Raw genomic sequence first — 18,352 nt, 5'->3', positions numbered from 1 at the left:
GGCGATGGGCGCAACGACGCCGGACAACATCATGCAGCTCGGCATGGGGTTCTGGGCCTCCAAGGCCATGCTCAGCGCGGTCGAACTCGGCGTCTTCACCGAGCTCGCAGCCGCCCCGGCCGACCTGCCGGACCTGCAGGCCAGGCTGAACTTGCATCCCCGCTCGGCCCGCGACTTCCTCGACACCCTGGTGGCGCTGAAACTGCTCGAACGCGAGGACGGCCGCTATCGTAATGCGCCTGATACGGACCTCTTCCTCGACAAGGCGAAGCCGTCCTATATCGGCGGCATCCTCGAAATGGCCAATGCCCGGCTCTACGGCTTCTGGGGCTCGCTGACCGAAGCCCTGCGCACGGGAGAGCCGCAGAACGAAGCCAAGTACAGCGAGGACTTCTTTGCCGCGATCTATGCGGAACCGGCACGGCTGCGCGGGTTCCTCGAGGCCATGAGCGGGATCAGCGCCGGTGCGGCGCAGGCGATGGCCGCCAGGTTCGACTGGTCGGAATACGCGACCTTCGCCGATGTGGGCGCAGCGCAGGGCATGGTGCCGGTGGTGATCGCGCGAGCCCATCCGCATCTCCACGCCATCGGCTTCGACCTGCCCGCCGTGCAACCGATATTCGACGAGTTCGTCGCCCGGCAGGGCCTCACTGACCGCATCCGCTTCCAAAGCGGCAACTTCTTCGACGGCCCGATGCCGAATGCGGATGTGATCGTGATGGGGCATATCCTGCACGACTGGGATCTTGCCGAGAAGAGGAAGCTCTTGGAAAAAGCGTTCGCCGCGCTGCCGAAAGGCGGGGCCCTGATCGTCTACGATGCCGTCATCGATGACGAGCGCCGCAGCAACGCCTTCGGCCTGCTGATGAGCCTGAACATGTTGATCGAGACCCGCGGAGGGTTCGACTACACGGGCGCCGATTGCCAGGCCTGGATGCGCGAGGCCGGTTTCGTGTCCACACGCGTTGAGCCGTTGCTGGGGCCGGACTCGATGGTGATCGGCTACAAGCCTGACTGAATGGAAACGGCAACGGGATCGGGCACGCGCCGCCTTGCCCGACGAGCCTGCGTATCCCAAAAACACGGGGCAAGCTTCGGCCGAGTTGACGCGAAATGGTTGGGTCAAAAGTGCAGGCTGAGTGTTCAGCTTGGATAGTCACAAAGGTAATTTGCCCAATGCCCCTAAAGCCCTAAAGCGGGCCTTGGCCATCTTATGAGATCATTAACCATATGAATCAATGCCCTAAAATCCACAAGTGGAAGTTATTCTGCAGTTTACTTCTGTCATCCGGACGCTGATTTCCGCAACTCATTACTATCGATAGTTTGCAAGTATCGATAGTGATGGATTTCGAGTCGCAGACGACCTAAAGTCGTGCAGGGGATGTGTCCCCGACGTTTCCGGAACGCCATGGGATGCTCCATTTTGCAGAAATCGCTGGAACAAATCGCTTTTAGGAACTACGCGGCGTCGCCTGATGTCTTTGGCTGCGCGCCAGGCCGACAAAGCGACGCTTCACCTCTTTGAACAGGGCCGGAGGCAACGGGCCGTGGTAGCCGCTATCCGTGTCGAGCGGCCGGACATCCGGCCCTGGCCAGGCAAAGCGGTTGCTTTCCGTCAAAACAATCCAGGAGCGTTCGTCATCCAGCCCCAAACGACGCTTTGTCGCCGGCGGAATCTCGACTGCCTCAGCCGGGTCGGAGGGCGGCGTATGCGTGATCGGAAGCACGCGGACCACCGGCGTTCCATCTTCCAAGGTGGCAACGATGGCAAGAACGAGCGCCGGGCGATCCTTGTCCCCCTCTTCTCGTCCTTCCAAATACTGCCAGTGCCAGAGATGTTGGTGTGGACGGCCCCCGAACGGCATCGAAACGTGCCAGAGTGAGTCGTTAAGATCTCAAACAAAGAGAGCCGCCCATGGACAAGATTATTCGCATCGGCATGGACACGTCAAAGCATGTTTTTCAGCTCCACGGCGTGGACGCGGCTGAGAAACCGGTCTTGCGCAAGAAGATGCGCCGCAAGGAAATGATCGACTTCTTCAGGATCTGTCCGCCAACCGTGATCGCCATCGAAGCCTGTGGCGGCTCCCATCACTGGGCTCGGCTGCTGACCTCGCTCGGGCATGAGGTGAAGTTGATCGCGCCGCAGCTCGTGAAGCCTTACGTGAAACGGAGCAAGAATGACGCTGCCGACGCTGAGGCATTATGCGAGGCGATGAGCCGCCCAACGATGCGGTTCGTGCCGGTCAAGGCAGCCGATGAGCAAGCCGCCACCATGTTGGTCGGCGTCCGGGATCGCTTGATCCGCAACCGCACCCAACTCGCCAATGCAATGCGAGGTTACGCCACTGAATTCGGCATTTCCGTCGCCAAGGGGCTGGCGCATATTCCCTTGCTGCTTGAACGGATACAGTCCGACGAGACCGTGCCGAAGCTGGCACGGGAATTGTTCGCGAGTCAGGCGGAGGAATACGCCCAGCTGGAAGAAAAGATTGCGGACGTGGATGCCAGGCTCATGGCATGGCAGCGAGCCGACGAACGCTGCCAATGTCTCAATACTATTCCCGGCATCGGCCCGATCGGCGCGGCGCTTCTGATCATGAAGACACCGGCGCCAGAGCTATTCCGATCCGGCCGCCAATTCGCGGCGTGGATTGGGCTGACACCAAAGGATCACTCGACCGGCGGAAAGCTGCGACTCGGATGCATCACGCGGGCAGGCGATGAGGCATTGCGAGCGGTGCTGGTGGCCGGGGCAACGGCTGTCATTCAACATGCTCGACGACACGGTAAGGCCTCTTCGTGGCTGGCCGAACTGCTCAAGCGCAAGCCGTCGAAACTCGCAGCGGTCGCACTTGCCAACAAGATGGCGCGTATCGCCTGGAAGATCATGGTATCCGGAGAAAGGTACAACGCAAAATATGCGTCCGCTCTGGTGGCTGACGCGACATGATGATCCGCTCGACACGAGAAGTTCTAACTTACAATCCGCGTTGAGTTGCTGATTCCCGAACTTGCAAGATAGGAGCAGATGGTCTGATCGATCGATCCGAGACGTGAGACAATCCGTCTTATCCCTTGGCCTTTTACAAGGTCGCAGAGATGTTTGGAACTCGCGTTGCGGAAACCATCTTGGCCAGCGTTTATGTGAGCGCAACAACAGGCCGGACATATGGGCGCAAGCGATCGGATCAAAATCGTCTCAGAATATCTTGCGAGCAGGGGGCCGTCCACATAAGGAATAGCGGAAGACCCAGCCGACCTTCGGCTCAGTCGGCAGCATTCTTGTCCTTCGTCAATTCGGCATTGAGATGATCAAGTCCAGGATCCATCGTGGATTTTTCGACTGCAGCGAGCTCGTCCGCATCCAACGCGCTCGTCAGCTCGACTCGTCGCTCGCGCCGCATCAGGCGAAGATAGTCCTCATAGGCGATCAGAACCGTGCGCGGTCGGCCGTTCTTGGTGATAATCAACGGCTCGCGCACGGCTGCGTCCTGGTAGGCTCCGAAATTCTTGGAGACCGCAGCGGCGGTGACGGTGGATGTCATCATGCACCTCCATTTTTTCCGTAAAATACGTACTTTACGGAAATTTACAAGATGCCAACGTCAGCAAGATGGCCAGAAAGAAAGCAACGGATGCCGTCCTGAAACGCTCAGAAGAGCTCGACGCCCTCGATGCGGTCCTGCCGTTCAATCGGCGCGACCAGCTTGCGGCGCTGCTGACCGACGACGACGTCGCAACGCTGAAACATCTCGCCGGCGAAGGCATGGGCGAGAATACGCTCAAGGCGCTGGCCTCCGACCTCAGCTATCTCGAGGCCTGGTGCCAGCTGGCGACCGGTGACCCTCTCCCCTGGCCGGCGCCGGAAAGCCTGCTCTTGAAATTTGTTGCCCATCATCTCTGGGATCCGGCCAAGCGCAGTGAGAATCCCGCCCACAGCGGACTGACCGGCGCTTTTGCCGCGCCGTCGCTGAAATCCGCGCTGCGACTTGCCGTTCGCGCCAGCGCTCGGCCGCGGCAGCGCAAGAGCAAAAAGGCGGTCACGGCCGACGTTCTGGCGCAATTGCTGCTGGCTTGCACCGGCGAAAGCCTGGTGGACGTGCGCGATCGCGCACTGCTGTTGATCGCCTTCGCCTCCGGCGGGCGCCGCCGATCGGAGGTGGCGGCCTTGCGTGTCGAGGATCTGACCGACGAAGACCCCGTGCAGGCCGATCCGGCGAATTCTGGCTCCCCTCCCCTGCCTTTCGATCCGCATCGGCCGCACGAAGACGACCACGAGCGATGATGGCGAACATGTGCTGCTGATCGGCCGACCGGTGACGGCGTTGAAAGGCTGGCTGGAGCAGGCCAACATCAACGAAGGACCAGTATTCCGGCGCATCGACCAATGGGGGAACATCGATCGCCGTGCGCTGACGCCACAGTCGGTCAACCTGATCCTGAAAGGCCGCTGCAAGCAGGCTGGGCTCGACCCGACCGTGTTTTCGGCGCATGGACTGCGGTCAGGCTATCTCACCAAGGCCGCCAAACGCGGCATCCGCTGCCGGAAGCGATGCAGCAGTCGCTGCACAAATCCGTGACGCAGGCAGCACGCTACTACAACGACGCCGAGCGTAAACAGGGACGGGCGGCGCGGTTGGTTACCTAGCGCCCCCGCGAGCCAAACCAAAGGTGATCATTCGCTGGTGCGCTGAGCTCCGGTCAGCTGTCAGTAGAGTAATCGCGTTCGTATCGTTCCAGGAATTTCGCGTAGGGCCTGAAGAATCTCCTCGGCATTTGCGGAAATTCCTTCGGCCTCGACCACCACATAGCCCGTGTCGCCATGCGTCTGAAGGAACTCAGCCATGATGTTTAGCCCGCGCGACGAGAAGATCTCGTTGAGTTGGATGAGCATACCGGGGCGGTTTTCATGCACGTGAATAAAACGCGTGCCGTTCGGGCGCTCGGGCAGCTGTACCTGCGGAAAGTTAACGGCGCCCATCGTTGAGCCGATGTCGGAATACTCGACCAGCTTCCTTGAAACCTCCCCGCCGATGCGCTCTTGGGCTTCCTCAGTAGAGCCGCCGATATGCGGCGTCAGGATGACATTGTCCAAGCCTTGCAACGGCGTCTCAAAACGCTCGTTGTTCGATGCCGGCTCCTTGGGGAAGACGTCCACGGCGGCACCCGCTAGATGGCCGTCTTTCAGGACTCTCGCAAGCGCATCGAGATCCACCACCGTGCCGCGAGAATTATTGATGAAGATGGCGCCCTTCTTCATGCGGCGCAATTCGGTCTCGGTGATCATGTTATGAGTCGAGGGTGTTTCGGGAACGTGCATTGTCACGTAGTCAGAAATTTCGAGAAGGTCGCCGAGCGAAGCCATCGACTCCGAATTGCCCCGGCGCAGCCGATCGGAAAGATCGAAGTAGCGCACGACCATGCCCATGCTTTCGGCAAGCGCGCTGAGCTGCGATCCGATATTGCCGTAGCCGACAATGCCGAGCGTTTTGCCGCGGACCTCCCGGCTGCCGACAGCGGACTTCTCCCACCCGCCTTGATGCGCGGAAGCCGAGCGCGGAAAGATCTGCCGTGTCAGCATGATAATCTCGCCGATCACAAGCTCGGCCACCGATCGCGTATTTGAATACGGTGCATTGAACACCGGAATGCCGCGCCGCCGCGCCGCATCCAGATCGACTTGGTTCGTACCCACGGAAAAACAGCCAACTGCGATTAGTTTCTTGGCGGATTCGAAGATCTCGTCCGTCAGCTGCGTGCGGGAACGAATGCCGATGATATGAGCGTCGGCGATGTGGCGCCTAAGATCGTTGTCGTCGAGCGCCTTCGGCAAATGAATGAGGCTGGTGTAGCCGGACGACGAAAAGTAGTCCACCGCGGTCTGGCTAATGCCTTCCAGCAGAAGCACGGAAATTCGATCGCGTGGGAGAGAAAGTTGGCGGCTCATAAATGTTGCTCCGATTTCCGAAAGGCCGATGTGGCTTCGGCGCCTATGACGGTTTAAGCGGCCGGACAGGCTAATTTAATATCAACACCTTGATCCCGCGAACAGATATCAAGGTACCGCGGTTTCCATGCTTGCTACCCAAAGGTTGGCAAGACAGGATGACCTCGGCTTCGCCGGCCCTCCGACGAGCCGCGCGGCTGATCATCTAATCGTGACTACGAGCCGAAGAATGAATCGGCTCGCTTCTCAAACGACTGCCAGTCTTCCGGTTCCGCCTGCGACCTATCGTGTCGGTCATCGGTCGATGCTGTCCTCCCCCAGGCTTCAGCGCGCTTCATCAACGACGCCATCTCTCCCCTCAAGCGATGCGAACGTTCCAAGTCAGCGGCGTGCTCGACGTTCTGGCGAGGATCGTAGAACACCCCGACCGCCTCTCCGGCTGCCTGTCGTGCCGCCTCCAAGTGTTCTTTCAAGCCCTCCAGCTCGCTCTTCGCCGCAAAATACTGTCGCATCACCGTGATAAGTTCGCGGTCGCTGGCGCTGATTTCCACGATCCCTCCTTCCGGAATTTCCTCGGGCCTTGATCTGTAAGATTGGCATAGCTTAACAGTCGCTTCGCGACAGTACTATCCGGCTTTCCTACCACCAGGGTTCGCCCGCATTTGCGCCATCAGCATCGGCCCGAGCGAAAACTCCCCTCTTCGTGCCTTTGCCGTCAGATCCCGCAGATAGTATTCAAGGATCGATAGTGATGTGGTTTAAGGTGACCAACTTGCCCGAGGGGGTCAGTTCTTCAATTCGACAAAGGGGCGCATTGCCTCATCCAAGAACGTTACTGAAGTTGAGAGCACCGAAAGGTGCCCGTATCTCTAGCCGCGGCGGGTGAAGATACGGTCGGGCACTTCATCCGAGGCTTCATGAAGGGCGGACTTGCGCAAGCGAAGCAAGCAGTTAGGTGGCGTCCGCTGCCCGAGCCAGCTCGGTCAGCCGCTCCTGACAGATCGTCTCGACGAGGCGAAGGAGATGCTCGGTCCGCTCGAGAAGCCAGCTGAGCCCTTCCTCGGTGATCTCGAAGTGCTTGGAGTAGCGTGCCTTCACATAAGCTTCGTTGAGAACGTTGTACCAGGCGCTGAAGCGGTGCTGATCGCGCGGCCAGGCCTCGACCAGCCGCCGATCACGATCCTCGGCGAGACCACGAAGAAATTTGAGGTTGTGCGACGGCGGGCTGTAGTTGGTGAGCGTCAGGAGTAGGCGAGAATAGGCGGTCTCGACTGCCTGATGTAATAAAAAGGCGGCATGATTTGCCCAACGATTGGATATTGCGACGCGCGCCAAGTCGAGGAAGCGCTTCGCATTTTCATCCTGTCTTTCGGAATGCTCCCTAGCCACCCGAAGCGCGTCAGTAAGCGAGAGCCGTTTCGGCTCGGCCAGTGGCCGGTCGTCGAGTTCGTAGAGCACGATGCCCTCGCGCAGAATATCGACGAAGAAATATTGTCCGTCCGCAAGGAAGTTGTTCACCTCCCGGGCGCCATGGGCGATCAGCCCCACCGGCGTCGAGACGCCCTTGTCCCACATCAGACGGTCGGTCGCCTTGTCCCAGTATTGCGGTTCTGCGAGCTTCTTCGAGTTGACGATGACGAGGATGTCGTAATCGGAGCGATAGCCCTTCATCGTATGCGGTTCGTCAACAAAGGTGCCGCGGGCGTAGGAGCCGAAGAGGATGATCTTCAGGATCCGCCCGCGCTTCTTGAAGTCGGCCGAGCCACCCTCGAGCGCATCGGCAAACTCCTCGTGGATGATTTCCACAACGCGGGCAAGCTCGCGCTGCTTCTTTTCCGGAAGGTGTTCGAGGCTCGTTTTCATACTCAACCGATAGGATAAAGACGACTCCTCGTCTACTACTGGAATTATGAGTAAGCCGGCGCCTCTGACGCACGTCTATGGATCCTGCGTCGCTTGCATCCGGCGAGGTCGGCGATCCGATCCGATCGTTCGCACGGGGATAGAGCCCTTCCTCTCCGAACCACAGGCCTGGGACACCCAACGGCAGGATCAACGATCGCAAAAGACGTCACCTAAGATCTCCTTTATCCCGCCTTAGACCTGCGCCAACGAGTAAATTCGGCCCGGGCGCCGACATTGAAGTCACCAGAGGGCGCTGCTAGTAGGTTATCATTTGGAGACCAAGGGTGTGTCCTCCCCTCCTCGACGTGAAGCCGTTACGTCAAAACTCCCCGCTTAGAGCCTCAATTGACATGGGGAAGAAAAAGCCATGCCTGTAATGGGTGGAAATCCACCCATGCGATCCGCCGTATGTTTCCAAATCCACCCAAATCAAAGCCAAAGCCCGACAAATGCATTCCCTCGCCCGGCTAAACCGTTGTCTGTGCTATGATTGCGTTCGCAAATGGGGGCACCCAGAACCGGCGCGGGAGGAAACCTTGCCGGCTGGCCGATATTTCATCCGGGAGGAAGAGATGAAGACCCTGAATGCCCTGCTGGGCGCTGTTGCCGCCCTTTCGCTTTTCGCCGTTTCCGCCAACGCGCAGACCTACCCCGAACGCTCGATCACCATGGTCGTGCCCTTCTCTGCCGGCGGCCCGACGGATACCGTCGCGCGTCTCGTGGCCGAATCCATGTCCAAGGATCTCGGCCAGCAGATCATCGTCGAGAACGTCGGCGGCGCTGGCGGCACACTCGGCGCCGGGCGCGTCGCGCAAGCCGATCCCGATGGCTATACGGTGCTGCTGCACCATATCGGCATGGCAACCAGCGCCACGCTCTACCGCAAGCTCGCCTACGACACACTGAATTCCTTTGAGTATGTCGGCCTCGTCACCGAAGTGCCGATGACCATCGTCGCGCGCAAGGATCTCGAGCCGACCGACCTCAAGGGCCTCGTTGACTACGTCAAGGCGAACAAGGACACGGTGACCGTAGCCAATGCCGGTATCGGTGCTGCTTCGCATCTTTGCGGCATGATGTTCATGAGCGCAATCGAGACACAGCTGACCACCGTGCCTTACAAGGGAACAGGCCCGGCGATGACCGATCTTCTCGGCGGTCAGGTCGACATCATGTGCGACCAGACGACCAACACCACAAAGCAGATCCAGGGCGGCACGATCAAGGCCTATGCGGTCACCTCACCGCAGCGCCTCAAGGTCTTCCCCGATCTGCCGACGACGACGGAAGCCGGCCTGCCGAACCTTCAGGTCGGCATCTGGCACGGCATCTACGCCCCGAAGGGCACGCCCGCGGAAGTGACTGAACGCCTGTCGAAGTCGCTGCAGGTCGCGCTCAAGGATCCGAACGTTGTCGCCCGCTTCGGCGAGCTCGGCACAGAACCCTCGTCGGACGCTGATGCGACCCCGGCCGCGCTGAAGGCGAAGCTTGAGAGCGAAATCGCCCGCTGGAAGCCGGTGATCGAAGCAGCCGGCCAATACGCCGACTGACCCGCCGCTCGTCGCGTCGCGCTCCGGCTCGTCCGGAAGCGCGGCACTTCTGACATTGGGATGCCGCGACGATGCCCGGAGAGGGTTAACGCCGTCAACTGCCGTTGACAGCTGTCAACCTTCCGCCACCCAATGCGCGAACCCGGCATTACGCCGGCAATGCCAATGCGGGAGGCCGCAAGAAAAGCCTCGGCCGGCTGCCCCGCTAGAACAAATGGGGACACGATGAAATCACTCTCCTTCGACACCACCAATGCGCTCTGCGGCGGGATATTAACGGCGGTCGGGCTATTCTTCGCCTGGCAGGCGTTCAACCTCGAGCTTGGCACCGCATTCCGCATGGGTCCCGGCTATTTCCCGCTGATGCTCGCGGTTATTCTGACGCTGCTCGGCATCGTCATCCTCGTGCAGTCCACCCGCGTCCAAGGCGAGCCCATGGGTCCGATCGCGCTGCGCGGCATGGCCTTCATCCTGCCGGCCCCCATCTTCTTCGGCCTGACAGTTCGGGGCCTCGGCTTCGTGCCGGCGCTGTTCTTCACGGCGTTGATCGCCTGCTTCGCTTCGGGCCGGATGAAGCCGCTCATGGCACTGGCGCTTTCCCTGGCGCTGACGGCCTTCTCCGTGGCGGTGTTCAGCTATGGCCTCGGCCTGCCCTTCCAGCGCTTCGGCCCCTGGGTTCAGTTCTAGGAGACGCGCGATGGAACTCTTCAGCAATCTTGCGCTCGGCTTCGCAACCGCCGCCTCCCCTGCCAACCTGCTCTTCTGCCTGATTGGCGTTTTGCTCGGCACCTTGATTGGCGTACTTCCCGGCATCGGGGCCACGGCGACCATCGCCATGCTGTTGCCGATCACTTTCCAGCTCGAGCCGGTCTCGTCGCTGATCATGCTCGCCGGCATCTATTACGGCGCCCAATATGGCGGCTCGACCACCGCCATCCTGATCAACATGCCCGGTGAATCCTCCTCGGCAGTCACGGCTATCGACGGCTACCAGATGGCCCGCAAGGGGCGCGCCGGCGCAGCGCTTGCAATTGCCGCTCTCGGCTCGTTCTTCGCCGGCACCGTTTCGACCTTCCTCGTTGCGGTCTTCGCGCCGCCGCTAACCGAGATCGCGCTGCAATTCGGCGCTGCCGAGTATTTCTCGCTAATGATCGTCGGCCTCGTTTCCTCGATCGCGCTTGCCCACGGGTCGATCGTCAAGGCCTTGGCGATGGTGGCGCTCGGCCTGCTGCTCGGGCTGGTCGGTACCGATATCTATTCCGGCACGCCGCGCTTCACCCTCGGCATCCGAGAATACGCCGATGGCCTGAATTTCGTGGCGCTTGCCGTTGGTGTCTTCGGCATTGCCGAGATCCTGCGCAACCTGGAGAATGAACGTACCCGTGAAGTGCTGATGGCCAAGGTGACGGACCTGATGCCGACGCGGGATGATTTCAAGCGCATGTTTGCACCAGTCGTGCGTGGCACGATTATCGGCTCGGCGCTCGGCATTCTGCCCGGCGGCGGCGCGATCCTTGCGGCCTTCGCCTCCTATACGGTGGAAAAGCGCGTCTCGGACCGACCCGAGGAATTCGGGCATGGGGCCATCGCCGGTGTCGCCGGTCCGGAAAGCGCCAACAATGCCGGCGCGCAGACCTCGTTCATCCCGCTCCTGACCCTCGGTATTCCCGCCAACCCGGTCATGGCGCTGATGATCGGCGCGATGATCATCCAGGGTATCGTGCCCGGCCCGAACGTCGCCATCGAGCAGCCCGCACTGTTCTGGGGTATCATCGCCTCGATGTGGATCGGCAATCTGATGCTGGTGGTCCTGAACCTGCCGTTGATCGGGCTTTGGGTGAAGCTACTCAAGATCCCCTATTACGTCCTGTTCCCGATCATCATGGCGTTCTGCTCGATCGGGGTCTACAGCGTCAACTCCAACGTCTACGACCTCTATGCCGTCGCCTTCTTCGGTCTGGTCGGCTACCTTTTGTTGAAGCTGCGCTGCGAGCCGGCACCGCTGTTGCTCGGCTTCGTGCTCGGACCGCTGCTCGAGGAGAACCTTCGCCGCGCCATGATCCTGTCGCGCGGTGATCCCACGACCTTCGTGACCCGCCCGATCAGCGCCATCCTGCTGCTGATCGCAGCGCTCGTGCTTGTCGTCGTGTTCCTTCCGAGCGTAAAGGCCAAGCGCCAGGAGGTTTTTGTCGAAGAGGACTAATCTCTGCCAGCCGTTTTCACAGCATTATCAATATTAATCAATGACTTAATATGCCGCGCCTCCACTCGGTGGCGCGGTATTTTGCTGCCATGCGGCATTCTGCCCCTGCGCAGTTTGCCACATTGAGCTTTGTCAATCCCCTCGCCTATTTCTGTCTCATCGAATAGACGCGAGGACGAGCCTGAGCGATGACATGTCGCACGAAATCAAGATGGGACAGAGCCTTGCGCATCCTGTGCGCCATGGCCCTTTGCCTGCTCGGTTTCGCTCATCTCGGCCCGGCCCTCGCCACTCCGCTGCCCGCGGTCGAACGTGCGCGCTACACCCTTCCTGACGGCTCGTTGCCGGACTTCTGCCAAACCGGCAGTGATGAGAGTTGGAAGGAAAAGCCGGCCCCCAAACATGTCTGCAGCGCCTGCCGGTTCTTTTGGGCTTTGTTAGCGCCGCGAAGGGACTCTGTCGGGGAGCGCCTGCAAGGAAGCCTCTCGCCCGCCGTTACGGTGACCGCCGCGCCGCCAGCGAACCAGGTTCATTTTCCGAACTCCAGCCCGCGTGGACCACCCGAAGTCGTCACCCGGCTTTGAAACTGCGTTGACAGCTGTCAACGCTCCTCCTTCTTCGATGTCGGATGGCAACAGGGCCCCATGCCTCCTTGCATCCGCAATGCGGACATCATCTCCCATGCCCGAGCCCCAATCCGCTGCCGCCTCTGCGGCGGCTCATCCCCTTGCGTCCTTGACGAGGCCGGCGCGTTTGCCCGCCCGCAGCCGTGTGGTCGGTGAAAACTTCACGCTGCTTTTTGAGGGTGGCCGCAACCGCTCGCTCTTTCGCGTGCTCGACGGTTGCATCGTTCTCTCTCAACTGCTCGACGACGGGCGCAGACAGATCACGGATGTGCTCGGCCCGAGTCGGCTCTTCGGCTTCACCGTCGATGGACGCAACATTGCCACGGCCGAGACGCTGAGCATCGCGCGCATCGAAGCCCTGGGAGATGCCGAACTTCTCGCGAACAATTCGGTGATCGCCAGCGAGTTGAAGATGACACTGCATCGAATGCAGGCACATGCCATCCTGCTTGGTCGCAAGACCGCAAGCGAGAAGGTGGCCAGTGCATTGGTCGAACTGTCGCGCATCTTCAGTCACAGCGGTCGCGAAGGCGATCCTGCCCGACTGGGCTTTCGCCTGCACCTCACGCGGGCAGACCTTGCCGACTGGCTCGGCCTCACGGTCGAGACTGTCAGTCGCTGTCTCAATCGCTTCAAACGGGAAGGGCTGATCGATTTCAGCCATCCGAAAACCATGCGTCTGCTCGACCCGGAACGCCTCGAAGCTGCTGCCGGCTTTACGCGCCAGCGGTTGGCAGGAAGCGGACGTCCCCGGACCTGAACACCTCTCAACGGTCCACCCCCACCCCGACTGCCCCCAGGAAAGGAAGAAGAATGATTGCAAGATTAGTTTACAACGTGCCGGTATTTGGCTGGATGCTGAAGGAAGCAGTGCAGGGATCGCAGACGGCAAAAGTCCTGTTTCTGATCAACTGCGCATTGATATGGTTGCTCGCGATCGTCGCCTTCGGCTACCCGGCGATTATCATTCCGGCGCTGGTTCTCGTGCCCGCGGTCTTCGTGGTGTTGATCCTGATCACCATGGGCTGACATCGTGGCACCTCAGCAATGCCCCATGGCCACGCGAGCGACACCCTGAGGCTAAAGCACGCCCCAGCCGCGGTAGCGTCCGCGGCCGGTCATTTCACGGATGCCGAGTTCTCGTATGAGGTTCAACGCACCGCGAGGCGTCACCCCGGCATGCTGGGCGACCAGCGCAGCAGAAACGATCGGACGGGACAGGACAAGCTCGATCAACGCGGGCAGGCTGCTGTTGGAACGGCGATCGCGGATACGCATCTCCATCTGTGTCTTGGCGAGTGACAGTCGATCGAGCTCTTTCAGACCGAGATCTGCGGTTGCCGTCATCACTTCGAGGAATGCGCTCCACCGTGTCACCGGATCCTGCGCGCGCCGCCGCTCATGACGAACCGCCTTCTGCCCGGTGTTGAAGGTGAGAAGATGCGAGGTAACCTTGCCGCGCGATCTCAGATAGGCGCTAACGAGCAGCGAGCCCAACCAGTGTTGGCGACGCAGCGGCTCGATCCGTTCCCAGGCGTCGAAGAGAAGCGTAGCGCCGAGAGTGGCCGGTAGCTGATCCGCGCTCGCGACCGCATGGCGCCATTCGTCAATTCGTGCATCCTCGTCCCATTCGTCGTCAAAGAGCAAGCCCAACTGCCCCACAGGCTCCTGTGTGGTCACACGGGCCGCCCGTTCGGCGATTTCAAGGGTGTCCTTGTCGTGCGCCTCGAGCAGTTGCTGCGAACGGGCGATGGCCGCATCGATGGCCGCAAATTCGGCGGCCATGGGATTTGCCCCCTCTTCCTCCTGAAGCTGAGCGCTATCATCGGAAGTCGATGGCGGCTCCGGCCGCGCGGCTGCGAGCCCATCGCCTGCGTTGGGGACGTTCCCCTGTTCGCCTCGAAGGGTAGCCAGGCCCGGCAGCGACAGCGCCCAGGCCGGCTCGGCCAGCCAGATACGCCGCCGCGCCCGAAGAATCGAATGCGCTATCGTCAGCTCATGCGTGGGAGCACGCGCATCCATATGGGCATCGTGCAACACCAGGTCTTCGACATGGACGAGTTCGCCGGCCACCCAAAGCGCTGCCGCTGCGTCGAAGAAGTGACCACGTTCACGAAAGCCGTCTTCGACCACATGACGGTTTGCACGTTCGTCCAGTCGTGCCAAGGCGTCTTCCGCCGAAATCAGGAGTGGAAGTAGCGCCGGATGATATGGATCGGGGATCTGGTATCGCATTTCAAACTAAGGATGTTGCCGTCGAAACGGAACGTAACATGATAATCATTTCCGTCACAGACGCGACGCCTTCGGGTAAGGTCGTCCAAACGCGGCATAGCCAAAGGTGACGGTGAAAGGAATGGTATCCGAGAAACTCGGCAGGGCAAATCTTCGCGGCTGAGTTCATAAGCCTGAGAATTCGATGCGTATCGATTGTTGACAGCTGTCAACGCATGTCCTCACGAGTGAGGCGCGCCACGAACACATCAGGCGGGCCTGAATGATGGAGCATCTGACAGGTTAGTTTCCCCGGGCCGGACGCGGCCAGATATTTGCAGGATTGGCAATTGCTTCGCTGATCGTCTGAGCTGTCAGTTCCGGCGTCTCTGTATTTGGAATGACCTGCCCAAGCAGGCGCAGGTTTCGTTCGATCGCCTGGTATGTCCGCAACACCAGATCCCCCAATCGCTCGCGCTCAACGCGGTTTGCTTCCCGATCAATGACTCGATCGATCGGTGCCCAAAGCGTGAAAACAGAGACGGGGATCTTATCGGGTAATCCGCTGCAGAACAGATCAAGCTTTTTCGCGTCGTCGAAGACGTATTCGAAGAGAACCTTGGTAGCTCCCATTGCCAGATAGGCAGTGGTGAGCGCCGCGCCGGCCCTGTAGGTAGAACCAGGCCCCAAGGAATGTCGAACGTCTTCAGGCGCAAAGTGACGCAAAGCGTCGCCGGCGATGTTGATCGCACCGGGATGGCGCCTTGCCAGAATCCGGCTCACCGTTGTCTTCCCGACTCCTGCCGGTCCGTTGATAACGATGACATGTGACATAGGCTGAAGGTCCTCGGTTGGTTCGCGCTTCGACGCTATTATCGGAAGCTCTCGGTGTTGATGGTATGCACGTTTCGCTACGAGGAGGGGCAGGGGGGCAAGTTGGGTTGCGGACAAGTGCGTTGCTGGCGGGACTTCGGTCCTATCCGTTTGGCTCAGAATAAAACCCATCGCCTCATGCGGTTGACAGCTGTCAACATAAGAGCCGCCTTCAGCACAAAGCCAGACCCTCTGCCCCGTTCGCCGCCCCGACGAGCGTGCGAAACCTTAGGCAATAGAACTGATCTTACGCTCGGCCACCCCGCTTCGCTGAGAGCCAGCCGCTCTCACCTCCGCAAGCGTCCAATAGGGCCTACCGCATGGTCGTCCGAGCGACGGAAGAAATCAGCCGATTTCCTTCCGTAACAGATGAAAACATCAATCTTTTCTTGGAGATGGCGGGACCCAAATTTGAATACCGAGCATTAGAATATCCCAAAGAGATCAACGAATCCCTTCATGCCAGTTTCCTGCATTTGCTCGCCTTACACAAGATCGTACCGCCGATTATCGAGGGAGCACCGGCTACCAGACGATCGGTTTCCGTTCCGAGCGCGGCAATCATCCATCCATAGCAGCAACCGACGTCTGGGCGCGTAGGCGTGCCGCCAACATTGCGGAGACAGCAAACGACTGGGTCTTCGCCCGACGCGTCAGATCCCGCAGATAGGCGCCCACTGAGCGAATGTGCTCGGCCCGTTCGAGAAGGCAGGCAAGCACGGTGGCGGTCGTTTCTGGCCCGAGTGTAGCGCAGGCTTCGTCGTAGGCATCAGGGCTGATCGCAAGCATGTTTTTAACCACAGTCGCGGCCGTCAGAAGATCGCGCCAATTGTCTATACGGCCGGATGGGCCGTAGTCACGGATCTGCGGGCAGGCTTTCAAAACGAGCGGCAGGGGTACTGTCCGGTTCAGGGGAGAGGTTTCCCCGCGATGCTGATGGGGCTTTTGCACCGCCGATGTTTCGATCTTTGCGGATTTACCCATATCGTGGCTGAGTTCCGGCACTTCTGCTGAAGGCTTGCGCGACAATGTCACCCCAAGTCTTTCATCAGACGGTTCAGATTCAGAAAGATAATCGGATTCTGAATTCTGTATGTGCCGCTCATTTTGGCGTTCATTGGCAGCCGTATTTTGTGTTTTCAGTAGGTTTTCCAGACGATTAGTGAGTTCGTCCTGCAGTTGGGCAAGAACGGTAAGGACGCGTTCGATTTCAGCGATGGAGGGCTTGCGAGAGAGAGACATATAGATGGCCTGGCAGCGGGTCTCCGCCTGCTCTGCATAGGCGAGGTCAGAGGAGCGCAGCAGATCGACCAGCTTCGCAACGTCGCGGCGGCTGAGGCTCACGCGTTCACGCATCACCTGAAGATACCGCCGATCAGCCTCGAGACGCGCAGCCTCAGCTTCGAACTCGGCCATACGTGCGAGCAACGGAGCAAGGTCGAATCCGAATGCCTGGCCGATTGCGCCTTGACGGTCGCGCCGAGCGTAGCGTTTGCCGTTGGGGCTGTCGCGCCGGAGAATAAGGCCGGCCTCGATCAGGGTGGCGAGATGGCGCCTGAGCGTCGTCTCGGCCATGCCGTGCGTTCTCAGGGAAAGCTGAGCGTTGGACGGAAAGACGACGAGGCCTTCGGCCGCCGCAAGTTCCGTCTTCGGGTAGAACGACAGCAAGGCGTTCAAGACGGCAAGAGAACGATCGGAAACCCCAAGGCTCGACTTGGCAGCGCAGACCGTTCGAAACAATTTCCATTTGTCGACTTTGCCTTCGTCGACGGCCGAAGCGCTGGAAAGTTGATGTGCCAACATTCCAAGCGACATCGCCCGCCGCCCAAAGGGCGTCGTGACAATCCCACAATCCATTCGTCTTCACCTTTTTCAAGGCAAAAGAAATCCGTTCGCCGAAACGACGTTGAAAACTCTTGACACCGATTCGCGGAAATGGGATTCTCTAGTTGCTACACGAGAGAAGGGTTTCCGCAGCGCTAGTCGTTCGGAAGCCTTTTTCTTTTGCTCTGTTTAGTCTCCTGTTTCCTCTTGGTATTCGAGGTACAGAGATTTGAGCCTCTGCCTCACGAAATCTGCAAAGCCCGGCGCCTGTCTCCTGTTGAAAGACAGCGTGGTTTCGCCGTCCGTTTCACGGATCCGGACCGGGGTTGTATCGTCGGGCGCTACCCACGAGATGGCTCTGGCGCGCGCCTTGGAGGTGTTCAGGAAGGCACAAAGCGCATCAAAACGCTGATCACTTCCTGCCGCCTGGAATTGTTTGTCCTTCACGAAGACGTTGGCAGCCTCGCTCTTTCCGTCTTGTGCCAGCAGCTCGGCGAGCTCGAACCAACGACGCCGGCCGACCGAAGGTGCCGGCCCGACAGCCTCGATCAGCACGATCGGTAGCCGACGAATGATGGAAATCATCTTTGACAGTGCTGCCTTGTCGACACCAAGCGAAGACATGATGATTTCGCGGGAGAAACCGCGATCCTCAAGCCGAGTGGCAAACAGCGCCCGTTCGATGAAGGACAGATCCGTGCGAGTGTTGTTCTCCTGCCCTTGAGAGACGACCAGCTGTTCGTCGCTGAGATCGCGGACAACCGCGCGAACCTTGTTACCGAGCTCGCGAGCGGCTGCCAGCCGGCGATGGCCATAGGCAACCTGGTATCGCCCATCGGCGTCAGGATGCGGCCGCACGAGGATCGGAACCTGTTGTCCGTGTTCGCGGATTTGCTCCGCGAGCGCGGATTGTGCATCCGCAGTGATCTCAAGGCGGTCGACGATGAAAGAGGCGTCGATGAGCGTGGGGTCGAGATCGACGACGACAAGTCCTTCGGCAAGTTGGCGCTCCAACTCCTGGGCGCGCTCAACTTTCTGAGTGATGTTCGACAGCGACCGGGTGATGCCGCCGACAGCGCTTGTTGGCCGGGCGCCGACGCTCAGGCCGGCGATCGGTCGCGCTGTGACCAGGCGTTCCAGAGCCGCTTCGGCACCGTTTTCGGCTTGGTCATCGGTAATTCCGATCAGATTCTTGCGGGCCATG

Annotated in this window: 16 protein-coding genes and 1 pseudogene; 8 read left to right on the top strand and 9 right to left on the bottom strand. The window is 59.9% G+C overall.

Features of this window, described 5'->3' with window-relative positions; genetic code table 11:
- Positions 1–4 precede the first annotated feature (4 nt).
- The gene (locus tag QM996_RS29210) at positions 5–1,018 is read left to right on the top strand and encodes a methyltransferase (RefSeq protein WP_334197340.1); all 1,014 of its coding nucleotides are present in this window, start codon (positions 5–7) and stop codon (positions 1,016–1,018) included.
- 436 nt (positions 1,019–1,454) lie between these two features.
- Here the strand turns inward: QM996_RS29210 and QM996_RS29205 are convergent, their stop codons facing one another.
- On the bottom strand, positions 1,455–1,868 hold the full coding sequence (locus QM996_RS29205) for a plasmid maintenance toxin (PemK-like) (RefSeq protein WP_334197339.1): 414 nt from the start codon (positions 1,866–1,868) through the stop codon (positions 1,455–1,457).
- Positions 1,869–1,918: 50 nt separating this feature from the next.
- Between QM996_RS29205 and QM996_RS29200 the strand changes: the two genes are divergently transcribed.
- The gene (locus QM996_RS29200) at positions 1,919–2,956 is read left to right on the top strand and encodes an IS110 family RNA-guided transposase (RefSeq protein WP_334197338.1); all 1,038 of its coding nucleotides are present in this window, start codon (positions 1,919–1,921) and stop codon (positions 2,954–2,956) included.
- Positions 2,957–3,272: 316 nt separating this feature from the next.
- Here the strand turns inward: QM996_RS29200 and QM996_RS29195 are convergent, their stop codons facing one another.
- Positions 3,273–3,551 (bottom strand): type II toxin-antitoxin system Phd/YefM family antitoxin, encoded by a 279-nt coding sequence (locus QM996_RS29195; protein ID WP_053249523.1) that lies wholly within the window; start codon positions 3,549–3,551, stop codon positions 3,273–3,275.
- Positions 3,552–3,619: 68 nt separating this feature from the next.
- Here QM996_RS29195 and QM996_RS29190 point away from each other — a divergent pair.
- A pseudogene (locus tag QM996_RS29190) lies at positions 3,620–4,654 on the top strand (site-specific integrase).
- A 60-nt stretch (positions 4,655–4,714) separates the two neighbouring features.
- On the opposite strand, the gene serA reads toward QM996_RS29190, so the two are convergent.
- The 3 genes from serA to QM996_RS29175 form a co-directional block, all read right to left on the bottom strand.
- Positions 4,715–5,953, bottom strand: a complete 1,239-nt coding sequence (gene serA, locus QM996_RS29185) for a phosphoglycerate dehydrogenase (protein WP_334197337.1) — start codon at positions 5,951–5,953, stop codon at positions 4,715–4,717.
- A gap of 215 nt (positions 5,954–6,168) precedes the next feature.
- Positions 6,169–6,504 (bottom strand): hypothetical protein, encoded by a 336-nt coding sequence (locus QM996_RS29180; protein ID WP_334197336.1) that lies wholly within the window; start codon positions 6,502–6,504, stop codon positions 6,169–6,171.
- Positions 6,505–6,904: 400 nt separating this feature from the next.
- Entirely contained in the window at positions 6,905–7,816 is a 912-nt protein-coding gene (locus QM996_RS29175; RefSeq protein ID WP_334197335.1) for a nucleotidyltransferase and HEPN domain-containing protein, read from the bottom strand.
- 614 nt (positions 7,817–8,430) lie between these two features.
- Here QM996_RS29175 and QM996_RS29170 point away from each other — a divergent pair.
- From QM996_RS29170 to QM996_RS29150, 5 genes are all read left to right on the top strand, one after another.
- A complete protein-coding gene (locus QM996_RS29170) occupies positions 8,431–9,408 on the top strand; it encodes a tripartite tricarboxylate transporter substrate-binding protein (RefSeq protein ID WP_247959271.1) in 978 nt (325 codons plus the stop codon).
- Between the two features lie 225 nt (positions 9,409–9,633).
- Positions 9,634–10,095 carry a tripartite tricarboxylate transporter TctB family protein gene (locus tag QM996_RS29165; protein WP_334197334.1) on the top strand — a complete coding sequence of 154 codons (462 nt, stop codon included), beginning with the start codon at positions 9,634–9,636 and terminating at the stop codon, positions 10,093–10,095.
- 10 nt (positions 10,096–10,105) lie between these two features.
- A complete protein-coding gene (locus QM996_RS29160; protein WP_334197333.1) occupies positions 10,106–11,611 on the top strand; it encodes a tripartite tricarboxylate transporter permease in 1,506 nt (501 codons plus the stop codon).
- Between the two features lie 681 nt (positions 11,612–12,292).
- Positions 12,293–12,997, top strand: a complete 705-nt coding sequence (locus QM996_RS29155) for a helix-turn-helix domain-containing protein (protein ID WP_334197332.1) — start codon at positions 12,293–12,295, stop codon at positions 12,995–12,997.
- 53 nt (positions 12,998–13,050) lie between these two features.
- Positions 13,051–13,266, top strand: a complete 216-nt coding sequence (locus QM996_RS29150; protein ID WP_334197331.1) for a hypothetical protein — start codon at positions 13,051–13,053, stop codon at positions 13,264–13,266.
- Between the two features lie 51 nt (positions 13,267–13,317).
- Here QM996_RS29150 and QM996_RS29145 read toward each other — a convergent pair whose 3' ends face one another.
- The 4 genes from QM996_RS29145 to repB all read right to left on the bottom strand — a co-directional run bounded on the left by QM996_RS29145 (position 13,318) and on the right by repB (position 18,351).
- Positions 13,318–14,472, bottom strand: a complete 1,155-nt coding sequence (locus tag QM996_RS29145; protein WP_334197330.1) for an RHE_PE00001 family protein — start codon at positions 14,470–14,472, stop codon at positions 13,318–13,320.
- Positions 14,473–14,754: 282 nt separating this feature from the next.
- Positions 14,755–15,285: an AAA family ATPase gene (locus QM996_RS29140; protein ID WP_500270418.1), complete on the bottom strand. Its 531-nt coding sequence runs from the start codon at positions 15,283–15,285 to the stop codon at positions 14,755–14,757.
- A 600-nt stretch (positions 15,286–15,885) separates the two neighbouring features.
- Positions 15,886–17,181: a plasmid replication protein RepC gene (gene repC, locus QM996_RS29135; RefSeq protein WP_334197328.1), complete on the bottom strand. Its 1,296-nt coding sequence runs from the start codon at positions 17,179–17,181 to the stop codon at positions 15,886–15,888.
- A 156-nt stretch (positions 17,182–17,337) separates the two neighbouring features.
- Positions 17,338–18,351 carry a plasmid partitioning protein RepB gene (gene repB / locus QM996_RS29130; RefSeq protein ID WP_334197327.1) on the bottom strand — a complete coding sequence of 338 codons (1,014 nt, stop codon included), beginning with the start codon at positions 18,349–18,351 and terminating at the stop codon, positions 17,338–17,340.
- Position 18,352: the final 1 nt, after the last annotated feature.

It is taken from the genome of Sinorhizobium chiapasense (assembly GCF_045277575.1).
GTDB classification, from domain to species: Bacteria; Pseudomonadota; Alphaproteobacteria; order Rhizobiales; family Rhizobiaceae; genus Ensifer; species Ensifer chiapasense_A.
Note: the sequence above shows the minus strand (reverse complement) of the source record. Positions and strands in the feature narration are given on the sequence as shown.

What these genes read in the sequence shown, in the direction of transcription:
- QM996_RS29200 (WP_334197338.1), top strand. Translation starts at nt 1,919, where the DNA reads ATGGACAAGATTATTCGCATCGGCATGGACACGTCAAAGCATGTTTTT.
- repB (WP_334197327.1), bottom strand. Translation starts at nt 18,351, where the DNA reads ATGGCCCGCAAGAATCTGATCGGAATTACCGATGACCAAGCCGAAAAC.
- QM996_RS29165 (WP_334197334.1), top strand. Translation starts at nt 9,634, where the DNA reads ATGAAATCACTCTCCTTCGACACCACCAATGCGCTCTGCGGCGGGATA.
- QM996_RS29160 (WP_334197333.1), top strand. Translation starts at nt 10,106, where the DNA reads ATGGAACTCTTCAGCAATCTTGCGCTCGGCTTCGCAACCGCCGCCTCC.
- QM996_RS29210 (WP_334197340.1), top strand. Translation starts at nt 5, where the DNA reads ATGGGCGCAACGACGCCGGACAACATCATGCAGCTCGGCATGGGGTTC.
- QM996_RS29175 (WP_334197335.1), bottom strand. Translation starts at nt 7,816, where the DNA reads ATGAAAACGAGCCTCGAACACCTTCCGGAAAAGAAGCAGCGCGAGCTT.
- serA (WP_334197337.1), bottom strand. Translation starts at nt 5,953, where the DNA reads ATGAGCCGCCAACTTTCTCTCCCACGCGATCGAATTTCCGTGCTTCTG.
- QM996_RS29195 (WP_053249523.1), bottom strand. Translation starts at nt 3,551, where the DNA reads ATGACATCCACCGTCACCGCCGCTGCGGTCTCCAAGAATTTCGGAGCC.
- QM996_RS29170 (WP_247959271.1), top strand. Translation starts at nt 8,431, where the DNA reads ATGAAGACCCTGAATGCCCTGCTGGGCGCTGTTGCCGCCCTTTCGCTT.
- QM996_RS29205 (WP_334197339.1), bottom strand. Translation starts at nt 1,868, where the DNA reads ATGCCGTTCGGGGGCCGTCCACACCAACATCTCTGGCACTGGCAGTAT.
- repC (WP_334197328.1), bottom strand. Translation starts at nt 17,181, where the DNA reads ATGGATTGTGGGATTGTCACGACGCCCTTTGGGCGGCGGGCGATGTCG.
- QM996_RS29150 (WP_334197331.1), top strand. Translation starts at nt 13,051, where the DNA reads ATGATTGCAAGATTAGTTTACAACGTGCCGGTATTTGGCTGGATGCTG.
- QM996_RS29140 (WP_500270418.1), bottom strand. Translation starts at nt 15,285, where the DNA reads ATGTCACATGTCATCGTTATCAACGGACCGGCAGGAGTCGGGAAGACA.
- QM996_RS29145 (WP_334197330.1), bottom strand. Translation starts at nt 14,472, where the DNA reads ATGCGATACCAGATCCCCGATCCATATCATCCGGCGCTACTTCCACTC.
- QM996_RS29155 (WP_334197332.1), top strand. Translation starts at nt 12,293, where the DNA reads ATGCCCGAGCCCCAATCCGCTGCCGCCTCTGCGGCGGCTCATCCCCTT.